This is a genomic window from Kitasatospora sp. NPDC004723 (assembly GCF_040609255.1).
Classification (GTDB): Bacteria; Actinomycetota; Actinomycetes; order Streptomycetales; family Streptomycetaceae; genus Kitasatospora.
Window position 1 is genome coordinate 1 of record NZ_JBEXJT010000013.1, and the last position, 16,588, is coordinate 16,588.

A 16,588-nucleotide genomic window follows, 5' to 3' on the forward strand; every position below is an offset into this window, starting at 1 on the left:
ACTGATCCACCCCGAAGGGCTTCACCGTTCGACTTGCATGTGTTAAGCACGCCGCCAGCGTTCGTCCTGAGCCAGGATCAAACTCTCCGTGAATGATTACCCGTAATCGGGTTCACACCCGCGGTGAGCGGCACGGCAACCACCGGAATAGGGTGATCCCGCGCACTGCGTCCTCGCTAGTGTTATTTCAAAAGGAATCTCCAACCCCAGAGAATCTGAGGCCGGGGATGTCAACATATCTGGCGTTGACTTTTGGCACGCTGTTGAGTTCTCAAGGAACGGACGCTTCCTTCAGGCGGCTTTCACACCGGCCCTCCGGGCGCTTCGTTCTTTCGTGTTTCCAGCTTACCAGATGTTTTCCGCTCCGTTTTCCGGAGTTTCATTCATCGGACTTCGCTTTCCGCTTGTCCCCGCTCTCTCGCGGCGACTCCGGAACTGTACGGGGACGGGGCCGCCACATGCAAATCGCCCCCGCCCGGTGGTGCGGGCGGGGGCGATCGGCGAGCTCACCTGTGCTGCTCAGCGGACCTCGGTGATCTCCGGGCCGCGGGCGAACGGGTCCAACGCGGTGTTGCCGAAGCGGTTCTCGCCCTCGCCGGTGGCCGCGACGGCGCCGCCGCCGTCGGCGACCATCTGCGCGTCCTCGGGGAGCTTCAGCACGATCGGGTCGCGGGGCGCCATCGGGATCTCACCGCGGACGACGACCGTCTGCCGGAAGACCTGCTCCAGGACCCCACCCATCTCGGGCTGGACGGCGGCCTGGCCGGAGATCACGCCGCGGAGGAACCAGCGCGGGCCGTCGCAGCCGACGAAGCGCACCAGCTGCACGCCCTGCGTGCCGTCCGGCAGCTGCACCGGGACCTGGGCGCGGAGGTGCCAGCCGAGCGGGCCCTCCTCCTCCTCGACGATGCCGCCCTGCGCGGTGATGCCGCTGCCGATCTCCTCGCGGACCTCCCCCCAGATGCCCTCCGACTTGGGGGCCGCGAAGGCCTGCAGCTGGATGGCGCTGTTGCCGAGGACCAGGGTGGCGGCCACGATCGCCTCGCCGGCCACCTCCACCCGGAGTTCCATGCCCTCGACACCGGGGACCAGCAGGCCCCCGAGGTCGACGCGGCCCTCCTCCGGGTTCTCCAGCTCGGAGTGGTCCCACGGCCCGTCCGGACGCGGGGCCGGCGGCAGGCCGACCCGGTCCGCCGGGTCCAGCTCGGTCACGTTCTCGCTCTCGGCGGAACCTTCGACGTCATCGGCCGTCTCGTCGGCGCTGATGGCGTCGTCGGCGAGCTGCTCGACAGCGTCCTCGCTCTTCTGGCGACGACGGAACACGGTCACTGTCCTTCCCGGTCCAAGACCGATGCGAATACCTGCTCGGCTTCCTGCGAGGCCGCGGGCAGCCTAGACCGCGGCGTGGCCGCCGGTCGACCCGAACCCGCCCTCGGCGCGTGCCGACCCAGGCAGCTCGGCCACCTCGTGGAAGCGGGCCTTCTCGACCTGCTGGATCACCAGCTGGGCGATCCGGTCCCCTCGGCGGAAGCTGACTCCCTCGCGCGGGTCCAGATTGACGACGATCACCTTGATCTCTCCACGGTACCCGGCATCGACCGTCCCTGGGGCGTTCACCAGAGCAACGCCGCAACGAGCTGCCAGTCCCGAACGGGGGTGGACGAACGCGGCGTAGCCGTCGGGCAACGCGATGGCGATGCCGGTGGGCAGCACGGCCCGCTCGCCGGGGGCCAGCTCGGCGTCGACGGTGGTCCGCAGGTCGGCGCCGGCGTCGCCGGGCTGCGCGTACGCGGGCAGCGGCAGCTCGGGGTCGATCCGCCGGATCAGGACGTCCAGGGGCTCGCGGGGGGTGGTGCTCAAGGGTTCACCTCAAAGGCTCGGGCGCGCTTCATCAGGTCGGGGTCGTCGAGGACCTTCTCGATGTCCTCGGGTCGACCGTGCTTGGTGAAGTGTTCCAGCTTCACCTGGACGAAGAGTGCCTGCGCGCGCACCGCGACCGGCCCGTCGGGGCCGCCGATCCGTGCCTCGCCGGCGCTGTAGATCTTCCGGCCGTGCACACCGGTGACCCAGGCGCGCAGGTGCAGCGTGGAGCCGACCGGCACCGGGGAGAGGAAGTCGGTCTCCAGCCGACCGGTGACGGCGGGGGCGTGCAGCAGCCAGTTGAGCGTTCCCAGGGTCTCGTCCATGGCGGTGGTCAGCAGGCCGCCGTGGGCCAGGCCTGGGCCGCCCTGGTGCTCCGGGCGGACGGTGAACTCGGCGGTGACGTCGAGGCCCTCGCCGGCCACCGCGTCGATCCGCAGGCCGCCGGGGTGCTGCGGGCCGCAGCCGAAGCAGTGCTCGTAGTGGGAGCCGAGCCGGGTGCCGGGGGCGGGGGCCTCGGGGGCGCGCGGCGGGAGGACGGCCTCCGGCGGCGGCGTGGTGGGGGTCGTGGGGGCGGCGGGCGCGGTGGGGGCAGTCGAACCGGTCACGCCGCCCCACCCTACCGAGCGGTAGCCGGGCCCCGGACGGGGGTTGCGTCCGGGCGCCGCCGTCATGGCGCCCACAATGGAGGGCATGTACGACGAACGCCTCACCGTGCCGCGCTCCTGGTGGCTGTTCCCGGTCGTGATCGGCCTCACCCTCGCCCTGATCCTGCTGCGCCTCAGCGCGGTGGGCGCGCTGGTCGGGCTGGTGGTCGGCATCGCCGCCGGCGCCGCCGCGATCAGCAGTTACGGCTCGGTCCGGATCCGGGTGGTCCAGGGCTCGCTGGTGGCCGGCCCGGCCCGGATCCCGGTGGACGCCCTCGGCGCCGCTCAGGCCCTGGGCCCGGCGGACGCCGCCGCCTGGCGCGGGCCGAAGGCCGACCCGCGGGCCTTCATGCTGCTGCGCAGCTACGTGCCGACGGCGCTGCGGGTCGAGGTGAGCGACCCGACGGACCCGACGCCGTACCTCTATCTCTCGACCCGCTCGCCGATGAAGCTGGCGGAGGCCCTGGACGAGGCCCGCCGCAACGCCCGCGCCTGAGGTCCGGCCGGGCAGCGGGCCCGGTCGGGGCTGGTCGGGACGGAGCCGAAGACGACCGAACGGAAAGGGACGGTACCGCCTGGGCGGTACCGTCCCTTCGCGTTTCCTGGAAACGCTTTCCATCCGACCGTATGACTGGTGCGTCCGTCACGACGGACGCCGGAGCTGCCGTCCGGCCCCGCTGCCCGGGGCCGGAAGGGGCGTCGCACCGGTCTCGCGAACACCGCGAGGCCCGAGTCATGACCGCCCTGGATCTCAGGCGCCGCAGTCCCGGCAGATCGGGTTGCCGTTCTTCTCGCTGTACAGCTGGCTGCGGTGGTGGACCAGGAAGCAGCTCATGCAGGTGAACTCGTCGGCCTGCCGCGGCAGCACCCGGACGGAGAGCTCCTCGTTCGAGAGGTCTGCGCCGGGGAGCTCCATGCCCTCGGCCGCCTCGAACTCGTCGACGTCGACCGAGCTGCCGCCCTTGTCGTTCCTGCGGGCCTTGAGCTCCTCGATGCTGTCCTCGTTGAGCTCGTCGTCGGTCTTGCGTGGGGTGTCGTAGTCGGTAGCCATATTTCGCTCTCCCCCTCCGGGTTGTGCGGTGTGTGCGGTATCTCCAGCGCACGTAACGCATGGGGGGTCGGTCTTGTGCCCGACCCGAGGCGGAGATTTTGCCTTACTTCAAGCCCCGTTACTCAATCGACACTCAGCCAGGGGTCCGTTGGGGTGATCCACTCGGGCGTTCGGGGCTTCACGCAGGGCCATCGTCGCGGGGCACGAGTGACCACATGCTGGACATGCTCCGTGAGCGAAGCTCCTCGGTGCGCCCGCCAATTCCCTTGCCCACCTGGGCGGGAGGCCAACCCTCCGACCCGCCTCCGGTCGCCGTCCCACTCACGGACGGCGATCGGAGGGGCCGGCGGCATGATCACTCTCCGACATCGGCCGATCCCGAGGAGCGACACGGTGTGAGCTTGCTCACGTTCGTCGCCACCCCGGGCAAACCGTGGAAAATCCGCCCAAGCCCCTATGCCTGCCGCCGGGCCGCGCGACGGGCCAGCAGCGCGGCCTGCCGCTCCTCGAACTTGGCCGCCTGGGCCTCCAGCCCGTCGAGGAAGAGGCCCAGCTCCTGCTGGGCCTGCACGCCGTCCGGGCCGAGGCCGTCCAGCTCCATGATCTTGAGGTGGCGCAGCACCGGCTGCAGCACGTCGTCGTGGTGGATGCGCAGGTTGTAGACGCCGCCGAGGGCGATCTGGGCGGCGGCCCGCTCGAAGCCGGGGATGCCGTGGCCGGGCATCCGGAAGTTGGTCACCACGTCGGCGACGGCGCGCATGGCCTGGTCCGGGGCGATCTCCAGGGCGGCCTTCAGCAGGTTCCGGTAGAAGACCATGTGCAGGTTCTCGTCGTTGGCGATCTTCGCGAGGAGCTGGTCCGCCAGCGGGCAGCCGGCGAAGTGGCCGGTGTTGCGGTGCGCGATGCGGGTGGCGAGCTCCTGGAAGGCCACGTAGGCGACCGACTGCAGCATGCTGTGCGCGTTGTCGGACGAGAAGCCGTCCGACATGTGGGCCATCCGGGCCCGCTCCAGCTCGTTCGGGTCGACGGCCCGGGTGGTGAGCAGGTAGTCGCGGATGGCTATGCCGTGCCGGCCCTCCTCCGCCGTCCAGCGGTGGACCCACTCGCCCCAGGCGCCCTCGCGGCCGAACATGGTCGCGATCTCGTGGTGGTAGCTGGGGAGGTTGTCCTCGGTGAGCAGGTTGACCACGAGCGAGACCCGGCCGAGCGGGGTCACCTTGGACTGCCCGAGCTCCCAGGCCTCGCCGCCCAGCACGCCGTCGAAGTCGCGGCCCTGGCTCCACGGGACGTACTCGTGCGGCATCCAGTCCTTGGCGACCTTGAGGTGCCGGTTGAGCTCCTTCTCGACGACCTCTTCCAGGGCCAGGATCAGCCGCGTGTCGGTCCAGGCGCTCGAACCGGGCGAGGTGCTGCGCTGCGCGGGGGCGATGGTCACGGGGCTGGCTCCTGGGGGACGGGCACGCGCGGTACGGGCGCGTTGGACGGGTACGCCGGAGTCCGTTCGGACGGCACTTACGGTCGCGTAGGTTACGACACCGTAAGTTGCCCGGGCCGGAAATGACAAGCCGCCCCCGCCAGGCCTTATGTCGTCTTGACGGGCCTGGCGGGGGCGGCTGGAAACGGTCGGCGCACGGACTTCGCTCACCCGGACGGCGCAGCGGCCCCGCCATGGCCCCGAGAAGGGCCGTGACGGGGCCGCGGAGGCCCGGGGAGCATCCGCCCGGAGGGGAGGGCGCCCGGTGTGTCGGGAGGCCGGTCACCCGGCCGGGATGCGCACCCGCATGGTGAGGCCGCCGCCGGCGCGCGGGGTGGCCTCGATGGTGCCGTTGTGGGCACGGACCACCGAGCGGACGATCGAGAGGCCGAGGCCGACCCCCTTGTCGCTGCGGGTCCGGTCGGCGCCCTTGACCCGGCGGAACGGCTCGAAGATGTGCTCCAGCTCGTAGCCGGGCACCACCGGGCCGGTGTTGGAGACCACCAGCTCGCCGCCGCCGGGCACCGGGGCGGTGGTGATCTCGACCCAGCCGTCCGGGGCGTTGTAGCGCACGGCGTTCTGCAGCAGGTTCAGCGCGATCCGCTCCAGCAGGACGCCGTTGCCGGAGACCGTCGCCGGGTGCAGCGAGGCGCGCAGGTCGACCTCGCGCCGGACGGCCTCCGCCCTGGTCTGCTCCAGGGCCCGGGTGGCGACCTCGGAGAACTCCACCGGGCGGCGGTCGGTCAGCTCGTTGTCGCTGCGGGCGAGCAGCAGCAGGCCCTCGACGAGCTGTTCGCTGCGCTCGTTGGTGGCCAGCAGGGTCTTGCCGAGCTGCTGGAGGTCGGGCGAGGCCTGCGGGTCGGAGAGCTGGACCTCCAGCAGGGTGCGGTTGATCGCCAGCGGGGTGCGCAGCTCGTGCGAGGCGTTGGCGACGAAGCGGCGCTGGGAGTCGAAGGACCGGTCGAGGCGCTCCAGCATGTCGTCGAAGGTGTCGGCCAGCTCCTTGAGCTCGTCGTCCGGGCCGTCCAGCTCGATCCGCCGGTGCAGGTCGGAGGAGGCCACCTCGCGGGCGGTGCGGGTGATCCGGCCGAGCGGGCGCAGCACCCGGCCGGCCATCGCGTAGCCGGCCGCGAAGGCGATCACGGCGAGGCAGACCAGCATGGTGAGCGACTTGCGCAGCAGGGTGTTGAGCGCGCTGTCCGACTTCAGGGTGTGCATGTTGGCGAGGTACTGGTTGAACTGGTCGGTGCTCATCCAGGCGCCGTTCACCCGGGCGCCCGAGGGCCCGAAGTCGAAGGGCGGCGGCTGGACGTCGCGCAGGGCCTGCTTGACGAAGACGTACATCAGCAGCAGCAGCACCACGCCGGCCATCAGGAACATCCCGCCGTAGAGCAGGGTGAGCCGGATCCGGATGGTGGGGCGGAACGGCAGCCAGGCGAGCATGCCGTCGCCGGGCACGTAGGTGTCGTGCGAGGAGTGCAGCCGGGGGGCGCGCGGCGGGTGGGCGGGCTTGGGCGGTACGGGCCGATTGGGCATGGCGCGCCCGCCGGTGGGCGCGCCGGAGGGCCCGCCGGCGGAGGGCGGGGTGGTCATGATGGTCCTCTCGGGGCGTCCGCCGGGGCGGGCGCGTGGGTGGGGGCCGGTTCCTGGCGGGACCGCGGGTTCCGTTCGGAGCCGCGGGGTCCGGTCAGATCCGGTAGCCGGAACCCGGGACGGTGACGATCACCGGCGGGTCGCCGAGCTTGCGGCGCAGCGTCATCACGGTGACGCGCACGACGTTGGTGAACGGGTCGGTGTGCTCGTCCCAGGCCTTCTCCAGCAGCTGCTCGGCGGAGACGACGGCGCCGCCGGCCCGCATCAGCACCTCCAGGACGGCGAACTCCTTGGGGGCGAGCTGGACGGGTCGGCCGTCGCGGATCACCTCGCGGCGGCCGGGGTCGAGCGAGATGCCGGCCCGTTCCAGGACGGGGGGCAGCGGGACGGTCGCGCGGCGGCCCAGGGCGCGGACCCGGGCGACGAGTTCGCTGAAGGCGAACGGCTTCGGAAGGTAGTCGTCCGCTCCGATCTCCAGGCCCTCGACCCGGTCGCTGATGTCGCCGGAGGCGGTCAGCATGATCACCCGGGTGGCCAGCCCCTGCTCGACCACACTGCGGCAGACGTCGTCACCGTGGACCAGCGGCAGGTCGCGGTCGAGCACGACCACGTCGTAGTCGTTGACCGCGATGCGCTGGAGCGCGGCCTCCCCGTCGTAGACCACGTCGACGGCCATCGCCTCGCGGCGCAGACCGGTGGCCACTGCCTCGGCGAGCAGCTGCTCGTCCTCGACGACGAGAACCCGCACGGTGGTTGTCCCTTCTTCAGGCCGGCCCGGGAAGCGGACGCACGGCTCCGACGCTGCCTCCATCCTGCCTGGTCCGGCGGTAAGGCAGCGATAAGCTGCCCCGGAGGCACGGCTGCCCGCGGGCGGCGCCGGGCGCGCACGGGCGTGGTTCGCGGCGGAAGCAGTCCGGTTGGACTGTGACGCAGGCAACTTTCTTCCGTCCGGAGGTTTCCCGGCCCCCGGGGCGGGGAGGACATCCGCACACCCGCGATCCGGTTTCTGAGCCGATCGCACCCACCCGCCGTGCGTTCATCCGCGCCGGCCCTGGGGCAGGGGAGTCACCGGGAGCGGCCGAGGGCCGTCTCCGCGTCCGTCCGGAGAGGTACGCCACCCGGACCGGATGCTTCCGCTGGCCGCCGTCACCCCGGGGCGGGGGGCGCACGACCGTGCACGTCCGACACAGTAAGGGGGCCCGTATGGACGCCTTCACCGCCGGAATCCTGCAGCGCATCGCCAATGCCGAGCAGGACCTGCACCGCGCGATCGAGGCCGGGGACGAGTTCCTCGCCGAGGTGGAACAGTCCGAGCTGGACGATCTGCGCCGTCTCGCCGCCGAGCACGGCGTGGACACGGTGCTGGAGCGCCACCGCACCGCCGCCTGATCCCCAGTCCGACCCGTCGCCGGATCTCCGGCACCAGCGGCCCTGTGGGGGCCGTGCGAAACCCAGGCCCTGGCATCCCCCGTATGTCAGGGCTCTTCGTCGCCCGGAGAGTCGTCCAGATCATCCGCGAGGGGCCCGTTTCCCGACCGCCGGTGCGGTCGGGAAACGGGCCCCTCGATGTGTCCGGCCCGTCCGCGGGCTCAGTCCGCCCAGGCGTTCAGCGCGGCCAGCCGCTCCTGGAGCGGCTCGTAGACGCCGGGCGCGGCGGCGACCGTCAGCTCGCCGTCCGCGCCCCGCCCGGGGCGGCCTCCGACCAGGGCGCCGGCCTCGGCCGCGATCAGGCAGCCGGCCGCCCGGTCCCACGGGGCCAGCCCGCGCTCGTAGTAGCCGTCCAGCCGGCCGGCGGCGACGTCGCAGAGGTCCACGGCGGCGGCGCCGGCCCGCCGGATGTCGCGCACCTCGGACATCAGCCCGAGCACCACCTCGGCCTGCCGGACCCGCACCTCCCGGACGTAGGCGAAGCCGGTGCCGATCAGCGCCTGGCCCCACGGCGGGGCCGGGCGGGCGGCGATCGGGCGGCCGTCGCGCTGGGCGCCCCGGCCGAGCACGGCCTGGAACAGCTCCCCGCGCGCCGGGGCGTACACGACCCCGACCACCGCGCGCCCGTCCAGCTCGGCGGCCACGCTGACAGCCCAGGAGGGAAGTCCGTACAGGTAGTTGACGGTGCCGTCGAGCGGGTCGACGACCCAGCGCACGCCGCTGGTGCCGGGCCGCTCGGCGCCCTCCTCGCCCAGGTAGCCGTCCTCGGGCCGGCGGGCGGTGATCAGTTCCAGGACGAGCTTCTCGGAGGCCAGGTCCATCTCGGTGACCACGTCGACCGGGCTGCTCTTGGTGCCCGCGACACCGAGGTCGGCGGGCCGGCCCTCCAGCAGCAGGGTGCCGGCCCGGCGGGCGGCGTCCAGGGCGACGTCGAGCAGTTCGTCGAGCAGGGCGGGATCGGGCACGGCGGGGCTGGACACGGGGATCTCCTCCGGGGGCGGAACGGGTCAGCGCTCGGCGGCGGCCGGGCGGGGGGCGCGCGGGTTGGGGCAGCAGGCCACGGCGCAGACGTCGTGGCTGGGGCCGAGCGTGCCGAGGGCGCAGCGGCTCACCGGCTCGCCGCGCTCGGCGGCGGCCCGCTCCAGGACGAGTTCCCGGACGGCGGCGGTGAACCGGGGGTCGGCGCCGACGGTGGCGGCCCGGGCGACCGGCAGGCCGAGCTCGGCGGCCTTGGCCACCGCCTCGGTGTCCAGGTCGTACTTGACCTCCATGTGGTCGGAGACGAAGCCGATCGGGACCATCACCACGGCCGGGGCGCCGTCCGCCCGCTGGGCCTCCAGGTGGTCGCAGATGTCCGGCTCCAGCCAGGGGATGTGCGGGGCGCCGCTGCGGCTCTGGTACACCAGCTCCCACGGGCGGTCGGCGACGCCGGTGCGCTCGGCGACGGCGGTGGCGACCAGCCGGGCGACCTCCAGGTGCTGGGCGACGTAGGCGCCGCCGGGACGGCCGCGGGCCGGGTCGTCGGGGGCGCCGGAGGTCTCGGCCATGGTGTCCGGGATCGAGTGGGTGGTGAACGCCAGCCGGGCGCCGGCCCGGACCTCCTCGGGCAGCCGGGCCAGGGCGGCCGTGGTGGCGTCGATCATCGGCTCGACGAAGCCGGGGTGGTTGTAGAAGCGGCGCAGCATGTCGACCCGCGGCTCCGGCAGTCCCTCGGCGGCCAGCGCGGCCAGCGCGTCGGCGAGGTTCTCCCGGTACTGGCGGCAGCCGGAGTAGCCGGCGTAGGCGCTGGTGGCCAGCACGGCGATCCGGCGGTGGCCGTCGGCGACCATCCCGCGCAGGGTGTCGACCAGGTACGGCGCCCAGTTCCGGTTGCCCCAGTACACCGGCAGGTCGAGGCCGTGCCCGGCGAAGTCCTCGCGCAGCGCGGCCAGCAGTTCGCGGTTCTGCCCGTTGATCGGGCTGACGCCGCCGAACAGGAAGTAGTGCTTGCCGACCTCCTGGAGCCGTTCCCTGGGGATGCCGCGGCCGCGGGTGACGTTCTCCAGGAAGGGGACGACGTCCTCGGGGGCCTCGGGCCCGCCGAAGGAGAGCAGCAGCAGGGCGTCGTACGGGGCGGCGCCGGTGCGGGAGGTGTTGCGCGCGTCGGACATGGCTCCGATCCTGCCACTGCGCACAGGGGGGCCGGGCCCGGGCCGGCTCCGGGTGCCCGGAAAAATACCGTTTGCCAAGGTTCGTAGGCTGTCTTTGCCAGCAACGTTCCTTACCCCCTGCGGAGCCTCCCCCGTGCTGTCCAGCTACCGCCAGATCTTCGCCTCCCCCGGCAGTCTGGCCTTCTCCTCCACCGGGTTCATATCCCGGCTGCCGATCTCCATGACGGGTATCGGCATCGTCACGATGCTCTCCGAGCTGCGCGGCTCCTTCGGGGTCGCCGGTCTGGTCTCGGCGACGATGGCGGTGTCCGCGGCGATCCTCGGTCCGCAGGTGTCCCGGATGGTGGACCGGCACGGGCAGCGCCGGATCGTCCTGCCGGCCACCGCGATCACCGTCGTGGCCGCGATCGGCCTGCTGCTGTCCGCCCGGTTCGAGGCGCCGGTCTGGACGCTCTTCGTGTTCGCCGCCGGGATGGGCGTGATGCCGAGTACCGGGGCGATGGTGCGGGCCCGCTGGGCGCACCTGTACCGGGAGGAGGCGCCGAAGCTGCACACCGCCTACTCCTTCGAGGCGGTGGTCGACGAGATCTGCTTCATCGTCGGCCCGATCCTCTCGGTGACGCTGGCCACCGCGGTCTTCCCCGAGGCCGGCGTGCTGCTCGCCGGCGTGTTCCTGGCCGTGGGCGTGGCCCTGTTCGCCGCCCAGCGCTCCACCGAGCCGCCGGTCCATCCGGCCGCCCGCCACGCCGGCAGTCCGGTGATCCTCAACCGGGGCCTCCAGGCGCTGATCCTGACCTTCGTGTCCACCGGCGCGATCTTCGGCTCCGTCGAGGTGGTCACCGTCGCGTTCACCAAGGCGCAGGGCCACGGCGCCACCTCCGGTCCGATCCTGGCGCTCTGGGCGCTCGGTTCCTGTGTGGCCGGCGTGGTCTTCGGTGCCCTCAAGCCGAGGGGGTCGATGCCGGTGCGCTTCCTCGTCGGCGTGGTGTTCATGGCCGTCAGCATGGTCCCGCTGCTGCTGCTCGCCGAGACGGTGAACGGCGTCGGCGGTCTGGTGGCGGTCGGTGGCGCGCTGCTGATCGCCGGCATCGCCATCTCCCCCACCCTGATCACCGCGATGGCCCTGGTCGAGCGGCTGGTGCCGGCCGCCCAGCTGACCGAGGGCATGACCTGGACGACCACCGGGCTGGCGCTGGGTGTCGCGGTCGGCTCCTCGGCCGGCGGCTGGGTGGTCGACGCGTCCGGCGCGGCGGCGGGCTACTGGGTGCCGGTGGCCGCCGGCGCCTTCGGCGTGCTGGTCGCGGTCGCCGGGCTCGGCCGGCTGCGGGCCGGACTGGCCGCCGGCGAGACCGTCGGGGAGGCCGCCCCGGCCTCGGCCCAAACCGTGGACCTCGAACGGTGACCTGACTTACCCTCCTCCCTACCCGTGGCCTACCCGCGGGTAGGGAATGAAGTGAGCCGACGCCGTTCGGCCACGGAGCAGGAGGCGCCGCAATGCCCCAGGCCAGTACCGCGACCCGCACCCGCTGGACCAACTGGGCGGGCAACCAGAGCGCCGCGCCCGCCCGAGTGGTCACCCCCGGCACCGCGGAGGAGTTGGCCAAGGAGATCCTGCGCGCCGCGGACCAGGGCCGGACCGTGAAGGCGGTCGGTTCGGGCCACTCCTTCACCGCGATCGCCTCCGCCGGGGACGGCGTGCTCGTCCGCCCCCACGCGCTGACCGCCGTGCGCGAGATCGACCGGGAGAACGGCACGATCACGGTCGAGGCCGGACTGCCGCTGCACCGGCTCAACCGACTGCTGGACGCGGCGGGCCAGTCGCTCACCAACATGGGTGACATCGAGGTGCAGACCGTGGCCGGCGCCACCAGCACCGGCACGCACGGCACCGGCCGGGACTCCGGCTCGCTCGCCGCCCAGATCCGCGGTCTGGAGATCGTGCTCGCCGACGGCAGCATCCGGCGCTGCTCCCCCACCGAGGACCCGCGGCTCTTCGAGGCCGCCCGGCTCGGCCTCGGCGCGCTGGGCGTGATCACCGCGCTCACCCTCGGTGTCGAGCCGGCCTTCCTGCTCACCGCGCACGAGCAGCCGATGCGCTTCGACGAGGTGCTGGAGCGGCTGGACGACCTCACCGCCGTCAACGAGCACTTCGAGTTCTACTGGTTCCCGCACACCGACCGCTGCTCCACCAAGCGGAACAACCGCAGCCAGGGCCCGGCCGCGCCGCTGCCCCGCTTCAAGGAGTGGCTGGAGGACGACTTCCTCTCCAACACCGTCTGGGAGGGGGCCTGCCGGGTCGGCCGCCGCTTCCCCGGTTCGGTGCCGGCCATCGCCTCGCTGGCCAGCCGTGCCTGGTCGGACCGCAGCTACACCGACACCGCGTACAAGGTGTTCACCAGCCCGCGCAAGGTGCGCTTCATCGAGATGGAGTACGCGGTGCCGCGCGCGGCGGCCGGCGAGGTGCTGCGCGAGCTGCGGGCGATGGTCGAGCGCTCCGGCTGGCGGATCAGCTTCCCGGTCGAGGTGCGGTTCGCCCCGGCCGACGAGGTCTGGCTCTCCACCGCGCACGGCCGGGACACCGTCTACATCGCCGTCCACCTCTACCGGGGCACCGCCGAGCAGGGGTACTTCACGGCGGTCGAGCGGCTGATGACCGAGCACCGGGGCCGCCCGCACTGGGGCAAGCTGCACACCCGGGACGCCGAGTACCTCGCCGGGGTGTACCCGCGCTTCGCGGAGTTCACCGCGCTGCGCGACGAGCTGGACCCGGACCGCCGCTTCGGCAACGACCACCTGCGCCGGGTGCTCGGCGCCTAGCCGGCCGCCCCGCTCGGAGCGGCGGGGGCGGCGGGGGCGGCTGGCGGCTCGACCGCGGTGGTCGGGGCCGGGGGCTTCGGGGTGGCGCCGCCGGACGGCTTCGCGGAGGCGGCCCCGTCCCCGGCCGGCGCGGAGGGCGCGGTGGACGCGGGGGGCGTGGACGGGGCGGACGGCTCGCCGCTGGGGCGCGCGGAGGGCTTCGCGGACGGCTCCGTTCCCGCCCCCGTACCGGAGCCGGTCGACGGGGAGGCCGACGGCTCGCCGCTCTCCGCACCCGGGCGCGTGTCGGGGCTCGGCCGCCCGGAGGCGCCGCCGTCCCGGCCGGCCGACGGCGAGGGCACCGAGGCGGGCCCGGAGGACGGCGCGTCACCCGGTGGGACGGTCGGCTTCCGGTCGACCCGGCCACCGATCGAGGTACCGGTGCCCGACCCGCCCTTGACGGTCGCCGACACCGGCTGCCCGGTCGCCACCTCGAAGGCGAGGATCGGCACCATCGCGAGGGTGAAGACCAGCGCCGAGACCGCCGCGTACGACTTCCAGGTCCACCGCCGACGCGCCCGGACCACCTGCGGCGCGTTCCACTGTGCCGAGGGCGGCGGCCCCTCCCCCGGAACCGGCTCCGGCGCCTGCCGCAGTCCGTTCGCCAACTGCCCCGGCCCGGCGGTCCGGTCCACGGCGCCGCGCAACTGTTCGCCGGTGCGTTTGAAGACGTGCTGGAACACCGCGCTGCCGGTGGTGGCGCCGATGCTCACCACCGCCGCGCCGAGAATGGTTCCGTAGACCCCGAGTTCGGACGCGAGCACCGCCCCCACCACGGTGGCCAGTGCGCTGGCGGCGACCTGAGCCACACTCAGATCAATTCGCCTGCGACCTTCCTCGGCTCCGTCCGGGGCGGGCTTCACCTGCGGCATCAACATCCCTCGAGTCAGTACGACTGTCCTTCGAACAAGTCACTCCATCTTGCACAAAGAAGGACACAAGGGTCGAAAATGCGGTTCTGCGCGAGAGATATATGTGAAGATGATCACCGTTCACCGGTCGATCCTCGGCCATTGGGGTCGCGTGCTCTTGAGATTCCCGTGAATCGCGGGAGACTTGAGCGGCGAGCCGCCCCTTTGGATGCCACGAATGGAGTACTGTTCGTAAAGCCTGAGGCCCGGGTCGACTTGTCGACTGCCCATCAACCGGCAGCTCGACGAAGAGCTACGGCACAGGCACGCACGGCGACGCCCGTCCCGGATCGTCGCGACACTGCGCGTGCGAGGACGGCCGGGACACCCAGGCGCGACGCCGTCGGATGGCGTGGCAAAAAGGCAACCGTGCCACAGCGGCGTGGACGGGCGTGAGCCCGACACGCCGGGGAACTCAGCAAGGTTGTGGCCAGTCGCGAGTGGGCAGGCCACACTCAGTACGGGAGCAGCGACGCAGGTGACGTCGGCAGGCACCACCCGGGAGGTAACCGTGCCCGAACTGCGGGTTGTGGCCGTCAGCAACGACGGCACACGGCTGGTGCTCAAGGCTGCCGACAGCACGGAGTACACCCTTCCCATCGATGAGCGGCTGCGCGCCGCCATCCGTGGTGACCGGCCGCGCCTCGGCCAGATCGAGATCGAGGTCGAGAGCCACCTCCGCCCCCGGGACATCCAGGCGCGGATACGAGCCGGTGCCTCCGCCGAGGAGGTCGCGCAGGCGGCCGGCATCTCCGTCGACCGGGTCCGCCGCTTCGAGGGTCCGGTGCTGGCCGAGCGCGCCTTCATGGCCGAGCGGGCCCGCAAGACCGCGATCCGCCGGCACGGCGAGGCCCCCGGCCCGCAGCTGGGCGAGGCGGTGGCCGAGCGGCTGGCGCTGCGCGGCGCGGAGAAGGAGACCGAGCGCTGGGACTCCTGGCGGCGCGACGACGGCACCTGGGAGGTCATCCTCTCCTACCGGGCCGACGGCGAGGGCCGCAGCGCGTCGTGGACGTACGACCCGCCCCGGCGGCTGGTCCAGCCGAACGACGACGAGGCCCGGGCGCTGATCGGTGAATCGGTCGAGCGCGAGGAGGAGTCGGTCTTCCCGTTCATCCCGCGGATCGCCCGGCTCCCCCAGGACCGGCCGCCGCGCCCGATGATCGACCGGCCGTCGGCGGACCGCATCATGTCGGCCCGTGAGGTGCGGGAGTCCCGCGAGGCGACGGCCGAGGCCCGCGACTCGCTGACCAGCCTGCTGGACGTGGTGCCCGCCTTCCGCGGCGACCTCGCGGTCGGCGCGCCGCCGCCGATCGAGCCGGTGCCCGCCGAGGTGGCCGAGGAGGCGGAGGAGCCGGCGGCCGCCGCCCCGGCGGTCGGCGCGGGCTCGGCGTACGCGGACATCCTGATGCCGCGCGCCGTCGCTCCGCACCGGGACCGGCTGGTCGGCACCACCGACCGGCAGGCCGAGGCGGACGGCGTCCGGCCCGGGCGCCGGGCCACCGTGCCGAGCTGGGACGAGATCGTCTTCGGTAGTCGGCGCAAGAAGCAGGAGTAGGCGCGAGAACGAAGGGGCGGACGGCCGTGGCCGTCCGCCCCTTCGGCGTGTCCGGGCTCAGCCCGGCTGGTCGGTGACGGCGACCGGGCGGCCCTCGTCGCTCGACCACTCGCTCCAGGAACCCGGGTAGAGGGTGGCCGGCAGGCCGGCGACCGCGAGGGCCAGGATCTGGTGGGCGGCCGTCACCCCGGAACCGCAGTAGACGGCGGTCTCCCGCTCGCCCGCGCCCAGCGCCCGGAAGCGGGCCGCGAGTTCGGCGGCGGGCCGGAAGCGGCCGTCCGGGCCGACGTTCTCGGTGGTCGGCGCGGAGAGCGCGCCCGGGATGTGGCCGGCCCGCGGGTCGATCGGCTCGGTCTCGCCCCGGTAGCGCTCCCCCGCCCGGGCGTCCAGCAGCAGCGCCTCCCGGGCCCAGGCCGCGGCGCCGTCCGCGTCGGTCACCGGCAACTGTCCCGGCACCGGCTTGAAGTCACCGTCCCCGGCGGGCGGCACCTCGGTGACGACCGGCAGTCCGGCCTCCCGCCAGGCCGCGAAGCCGCCGTCCAGCACCCGGACGTCCGGGTGGCCGGCCCAGCGCAGCAGCCACCAGGCGCGGGCGGCGGCCATCGCGGTGGCGCCGTCGTAGACCACCACCGGGCGGTCGGCCGAGACGCCGGAACGGCGCAGCGCGGCGCCGAACTCCTCCGGGTCGGGCAGCGGGTGGCGGCCGCCGCGCCCGGGCGGGCCGGGCGGGGCGGCGAGGTCGGTGTCGAGGGCCACGAAGTGCGCGCCGGGCAGGTGGCCGGCGGTGTAGTCCTCGATGCCGGGCGGGCCGCCGAGCTGCCAGCGCACGTCGAGCAGGACCGGCGGACGGGCGGAGGCGAGCGCCTCCCGCAGGCCGGTCACCGACACCAGCGGGGAGTCATCGTGAAGGGTGGTCATGGCGGACATTCTGGCGCAGGGCGACCGCACCGGTGCTCTTTGTGCGGTCTTTGCCGGACTTTCCGCGCGGCCCGAGGGTTCGACGCGCGCCACGGTGGAAGCATCACCCTCACTGCGCCGTTTCGTGCGCCGTCCGCCCCCCGAG

16 protein-coding genes and 1 rRNA gene are annotated in these 16,588 nt (G+C 73.2%); 5 read left to right on the plus strand and 12 right to left on the minus strand.

Annotated features, from left to right (window positions below; all coding sequences use genetic code 11):
• The 4 genes from ABZW10_RS15725 to ABZW10_RS15740 form a co-directional block, all read right to left on the minus strand.
• Positions 1–93: ribosomal RNA gene (locus ABZW10_RS15725) — 16S ribosomal RNA — on the minus strand; the annotation flags it as partial.
• A 426-nt stretch (positions 94–519) separates the two neighbouring features.
• On the minus strand, positions 520–1,323 hold the full coding sequence (locus tag ABZW10_RS15730) for a DUF3710 domain-containing protein (RefSeq protein WP_355364861.1): 804 nt from the start codon (positions 1,321–1,323) through the stop codon (positions 520–522).
• 69 nt (positions 1,324–1,392) lie between these two features.
• Positions 1,393–1,860, minus strand: a complete 468-nt coding sequence (gene dut, locus ABZW10_RS15735) for a dUTP diphosphatase (protein WP_350572406.1) — start codon at positions 1,858–1,860, stop codon at positions 1,393–1,395.
• Positions 1,857–2,468: a PaaI family thioesterase gene (locus tag ABZW10_RS15740; protein ID WP_355364865.1), complete on the minus strand. Its 612-nt coding sequence runs from the start codon at positions 2,466–2,468 to the stop codon at positions 1,857–1,859. Before ABZW10_RS15740 ends, dut begins: the two co-directional genes overlap by 4 nt.
• A gap of 76 nt (positions 2,469–2,544) precedes the next feature.
• Here ABZW10_RS15740 and ABZW10_RS15745 point away from each other — a divergent pair, with 76 nt between their 5' ends.
• Positions 2,545–3,003 carry a DUF3093 domain-containing protein gene (locus ABZW10_RS15745; protein ID WP_355365242.1) on the plus strand — a complete coding sequence of 153 codons (459 nt, stop codon included), beginning with the start codon at positions 2,545–2,547 and terminating at the stop codon, positions 3,001–3,003.
• Positions 3,004–3,258: 255 nt separating this feature from the next.
• Here the strand turns inward: ABZW10_RS15745 and ABZW10_RS15750 are convergent, their stop codons facing one another.
• The 4 genes from ABZW10_RS15750 to ABZW10_RS15765 form a co-directional block, all read right to left on the minus strand.
• Entirely contained in the window at positions 3,259–3,558 is a 300-nt protein-coding gene (locus tag ABZW10_RS15750; RefSeq protein ID WP_327681335.1) for a DUF4193 domain-containing protein, read from the minus strand.
• A gap of 454 nt (positions 3,559–4,012) precedes the next feature.
• Positions 4,013–4,993 carry an acyl-ACP desaturase gene (locus ABZW10_RS15755; RefSeq protein ID WP_355364868.1) on the minus strand — a complete coding sequence of 327 codons (981 nt, stop codon included), beginning with the start codon at positions 4,991–4,993 and terminating at the stop codon, positions 4,013–4,015.
• A gap of 321 nt (positions 4,994–5,314) precedes the next feature.
• On the minus strand, positions 5,315–6,475 hold the full coding sequence (locus tag ABZW10_RS15760; protein WP_355365245.1) for a HAMP domain-containing sensor histidine kinase: 1,161 nt from the start codon (positions 6,473–6,475) through the stop codon (positions 5,315–5,317).
• A 244-nt stretch (positions 6,476–6,719) separates the two neighbouring features.
• Positions 6,720–7,373, minus strand: coding sequence for a response regulator transcription factor (locus tag ABZW10_RS15765; RefSeq protein ID WP_355364871.1), 654 nt, complete (start codon positions 7,371–7,373; stop codon positions 6,720–6,722).
• 455 nt (positions 7,374–7,828) lie between these two features.
• Here ABZW10_RS15765 and ABZW10_RS15770 point away from each other — a divergent pair, with 455 nt between their 5' ends.
• On the plus strand, positions 7,829–8,014 hold the full coding sequence (locus ABZW10_RS15770; protein WP_030301315.1) for a hypothetical protein: 186 nt from the start codon (positions 7,829–7,831) through the stop codon (positions 8,012–8,014).
• Between the two features lie 200 nt (positions 8,015–8,214).
• Here the strand turns inward: ABZW10_RS15770 and ABZW10_RS15775 are convergent, their stop codons facing one another.
• Together ABZW10_RS15775 and ABZW10_RS15780 are read right to left on the minus strand one after the other, a co-directional pair.
• Complete coding sequence (locus ABZW10_RS15775) at positions 8,215–9,018, minus strand: inositol monophosphatase family protein (protein ID WP_355365248.1); 804 nt, start codon at positions 9,016–9,018, stop codon at positions 8,215–8,217.
• Between the two features lie 42 nt (positions 9,019–9,060).
• Positions 9,061–10,203: a ferrochelatase gene (locus ABZW10_RS15780; protein WP_355364876.1), complete on the minus strand. Its 1,143-nt coding sequence runs from the start codon at positions 10,201–10,203 to the stop codon at positions 9,061–9,063.
• A 133-nt stretch (positions 10,204–10,336) separates the two neighbouring features.
• On the opposite strand from ABZW10_RS15780, the gene ABZW10_RS15785 reads away from it, so the two are divergent.
• A complete protein-coding gene (locus ABZW10_RS15785) occupies positions 10,337–11,605 on the plus strand; it encodes an MFS transporter (protein WP_355364879.1) in 1,269 nt (422 codons plus the stop codon).
• 92 nt (positions 11,606–11,697) lie between these two features.
• On the plus strand, positions 11,698–13,020 hold the full coding sequence (locus ABZW10_RS15790) for a D-arabinono-1,4-lactone oxidase (protein WP_355364882.1): 1,323 nt from the start codon (positions 11,698–11,700) through the stop codon (positions 13,018–13,020).
• On the opposite strand, the gene ABZW10_RS15795 is transcribed toward ABZW10_RS15790, so the two are convergent.
• Entirely contained in the window at positions 13,017–13,868 is an 852-nt protein-coding gene (locus ABZW10_RS15795) for a hypothetical protein (protein ID WP_355364885.1), read from the minus strand. The genes ABZW10_RS15790 and ABZW10_RS15795 overlap by 4 nt on opposite strands.
• A gap of 580 nt (positions 13,869–14,448) precedes the next feature.
• Here ABZW10_RS15795 and sepH point away from each other — a divergent pair.
• Positions 14,449–15,525 carry a septation protein SepH gene (gene sepH / locus ABZW10_RS15800; protein WP_355364887.1) on the plus strand — a complete coding sequence of 359 codons (1,077 nt, stop codon included), beginning with the start codon at positions 14,449–14,451 and terminating at the stop codon, positions 15,523–15,525.
• Between the two features lie 57 nt (positions 15,526–15,582).
• On the opposite strand, the gene ABZW10_RS15805 is transcribed toward sepH, so the two are convergent.
• Complete coding sequence (locus ABZW10_RS15805) at positions 15,583–16,443, minus strand: sulfurtransferase (RefSeq protein WP_355364890.1); 861 nt, start codon at positions 16,441–16,443, stop codon at positions 15,583–15,585.
• Positions 16,444–16,588: the final 145 nt, after the last annotated feature.

Coding starts and splice junctions, on each gene's coding strand:
- ABZW10_RS15745 (WP_355365242.1), top strand. CDS start 2,545: ATGGAGGGCATGTACGACGAACGCCTCACCGTGCCGCGCTCCTGGTGG.
- ABZW10_RS15750 (WP_327681335.1), bottom strand. CDS start 3,558: ATGGCTACCGACTACGACACCCCACGCAAGACCGACGACGAGCTCAAC.
- ABZW10_RS15760 (WP_355365245.1), bottom strand. CDS start 6,475: ATGCTCGCCTGGCTGCCGTTCCGCCCCACCATCCGGATCCGGCTCACC.
- ABZW10_RS15770 (WP_030301315.1), top strand. CDS start 7,829: ATGGACGCCTTCACCGCCGGAATCCTGCAGCGCATCGCCAATGCCGAG.
- ABZW10_RS15780 (WP_355364876.1), bottom strand. CDS start 10,203: ATGTCCGACGCGCGCAACACCTCCCGCACCGGCGCCGCCCCGTACGAC.
- ABZW10_RS15790 (WP_355364882.1), top strand. CDS start 11,698: ATGCCCCAGGCCAGTACCGCGACCCGCACCCGCTGGACCAACTGGGCG.
- ABZW10_RS15805 (WP_355364890.1), bottom strand. CDS start 16,443: ATGACCACCCTTCACGATGACTCCCCGCTGGTGTCGGTGACCGGCCTG.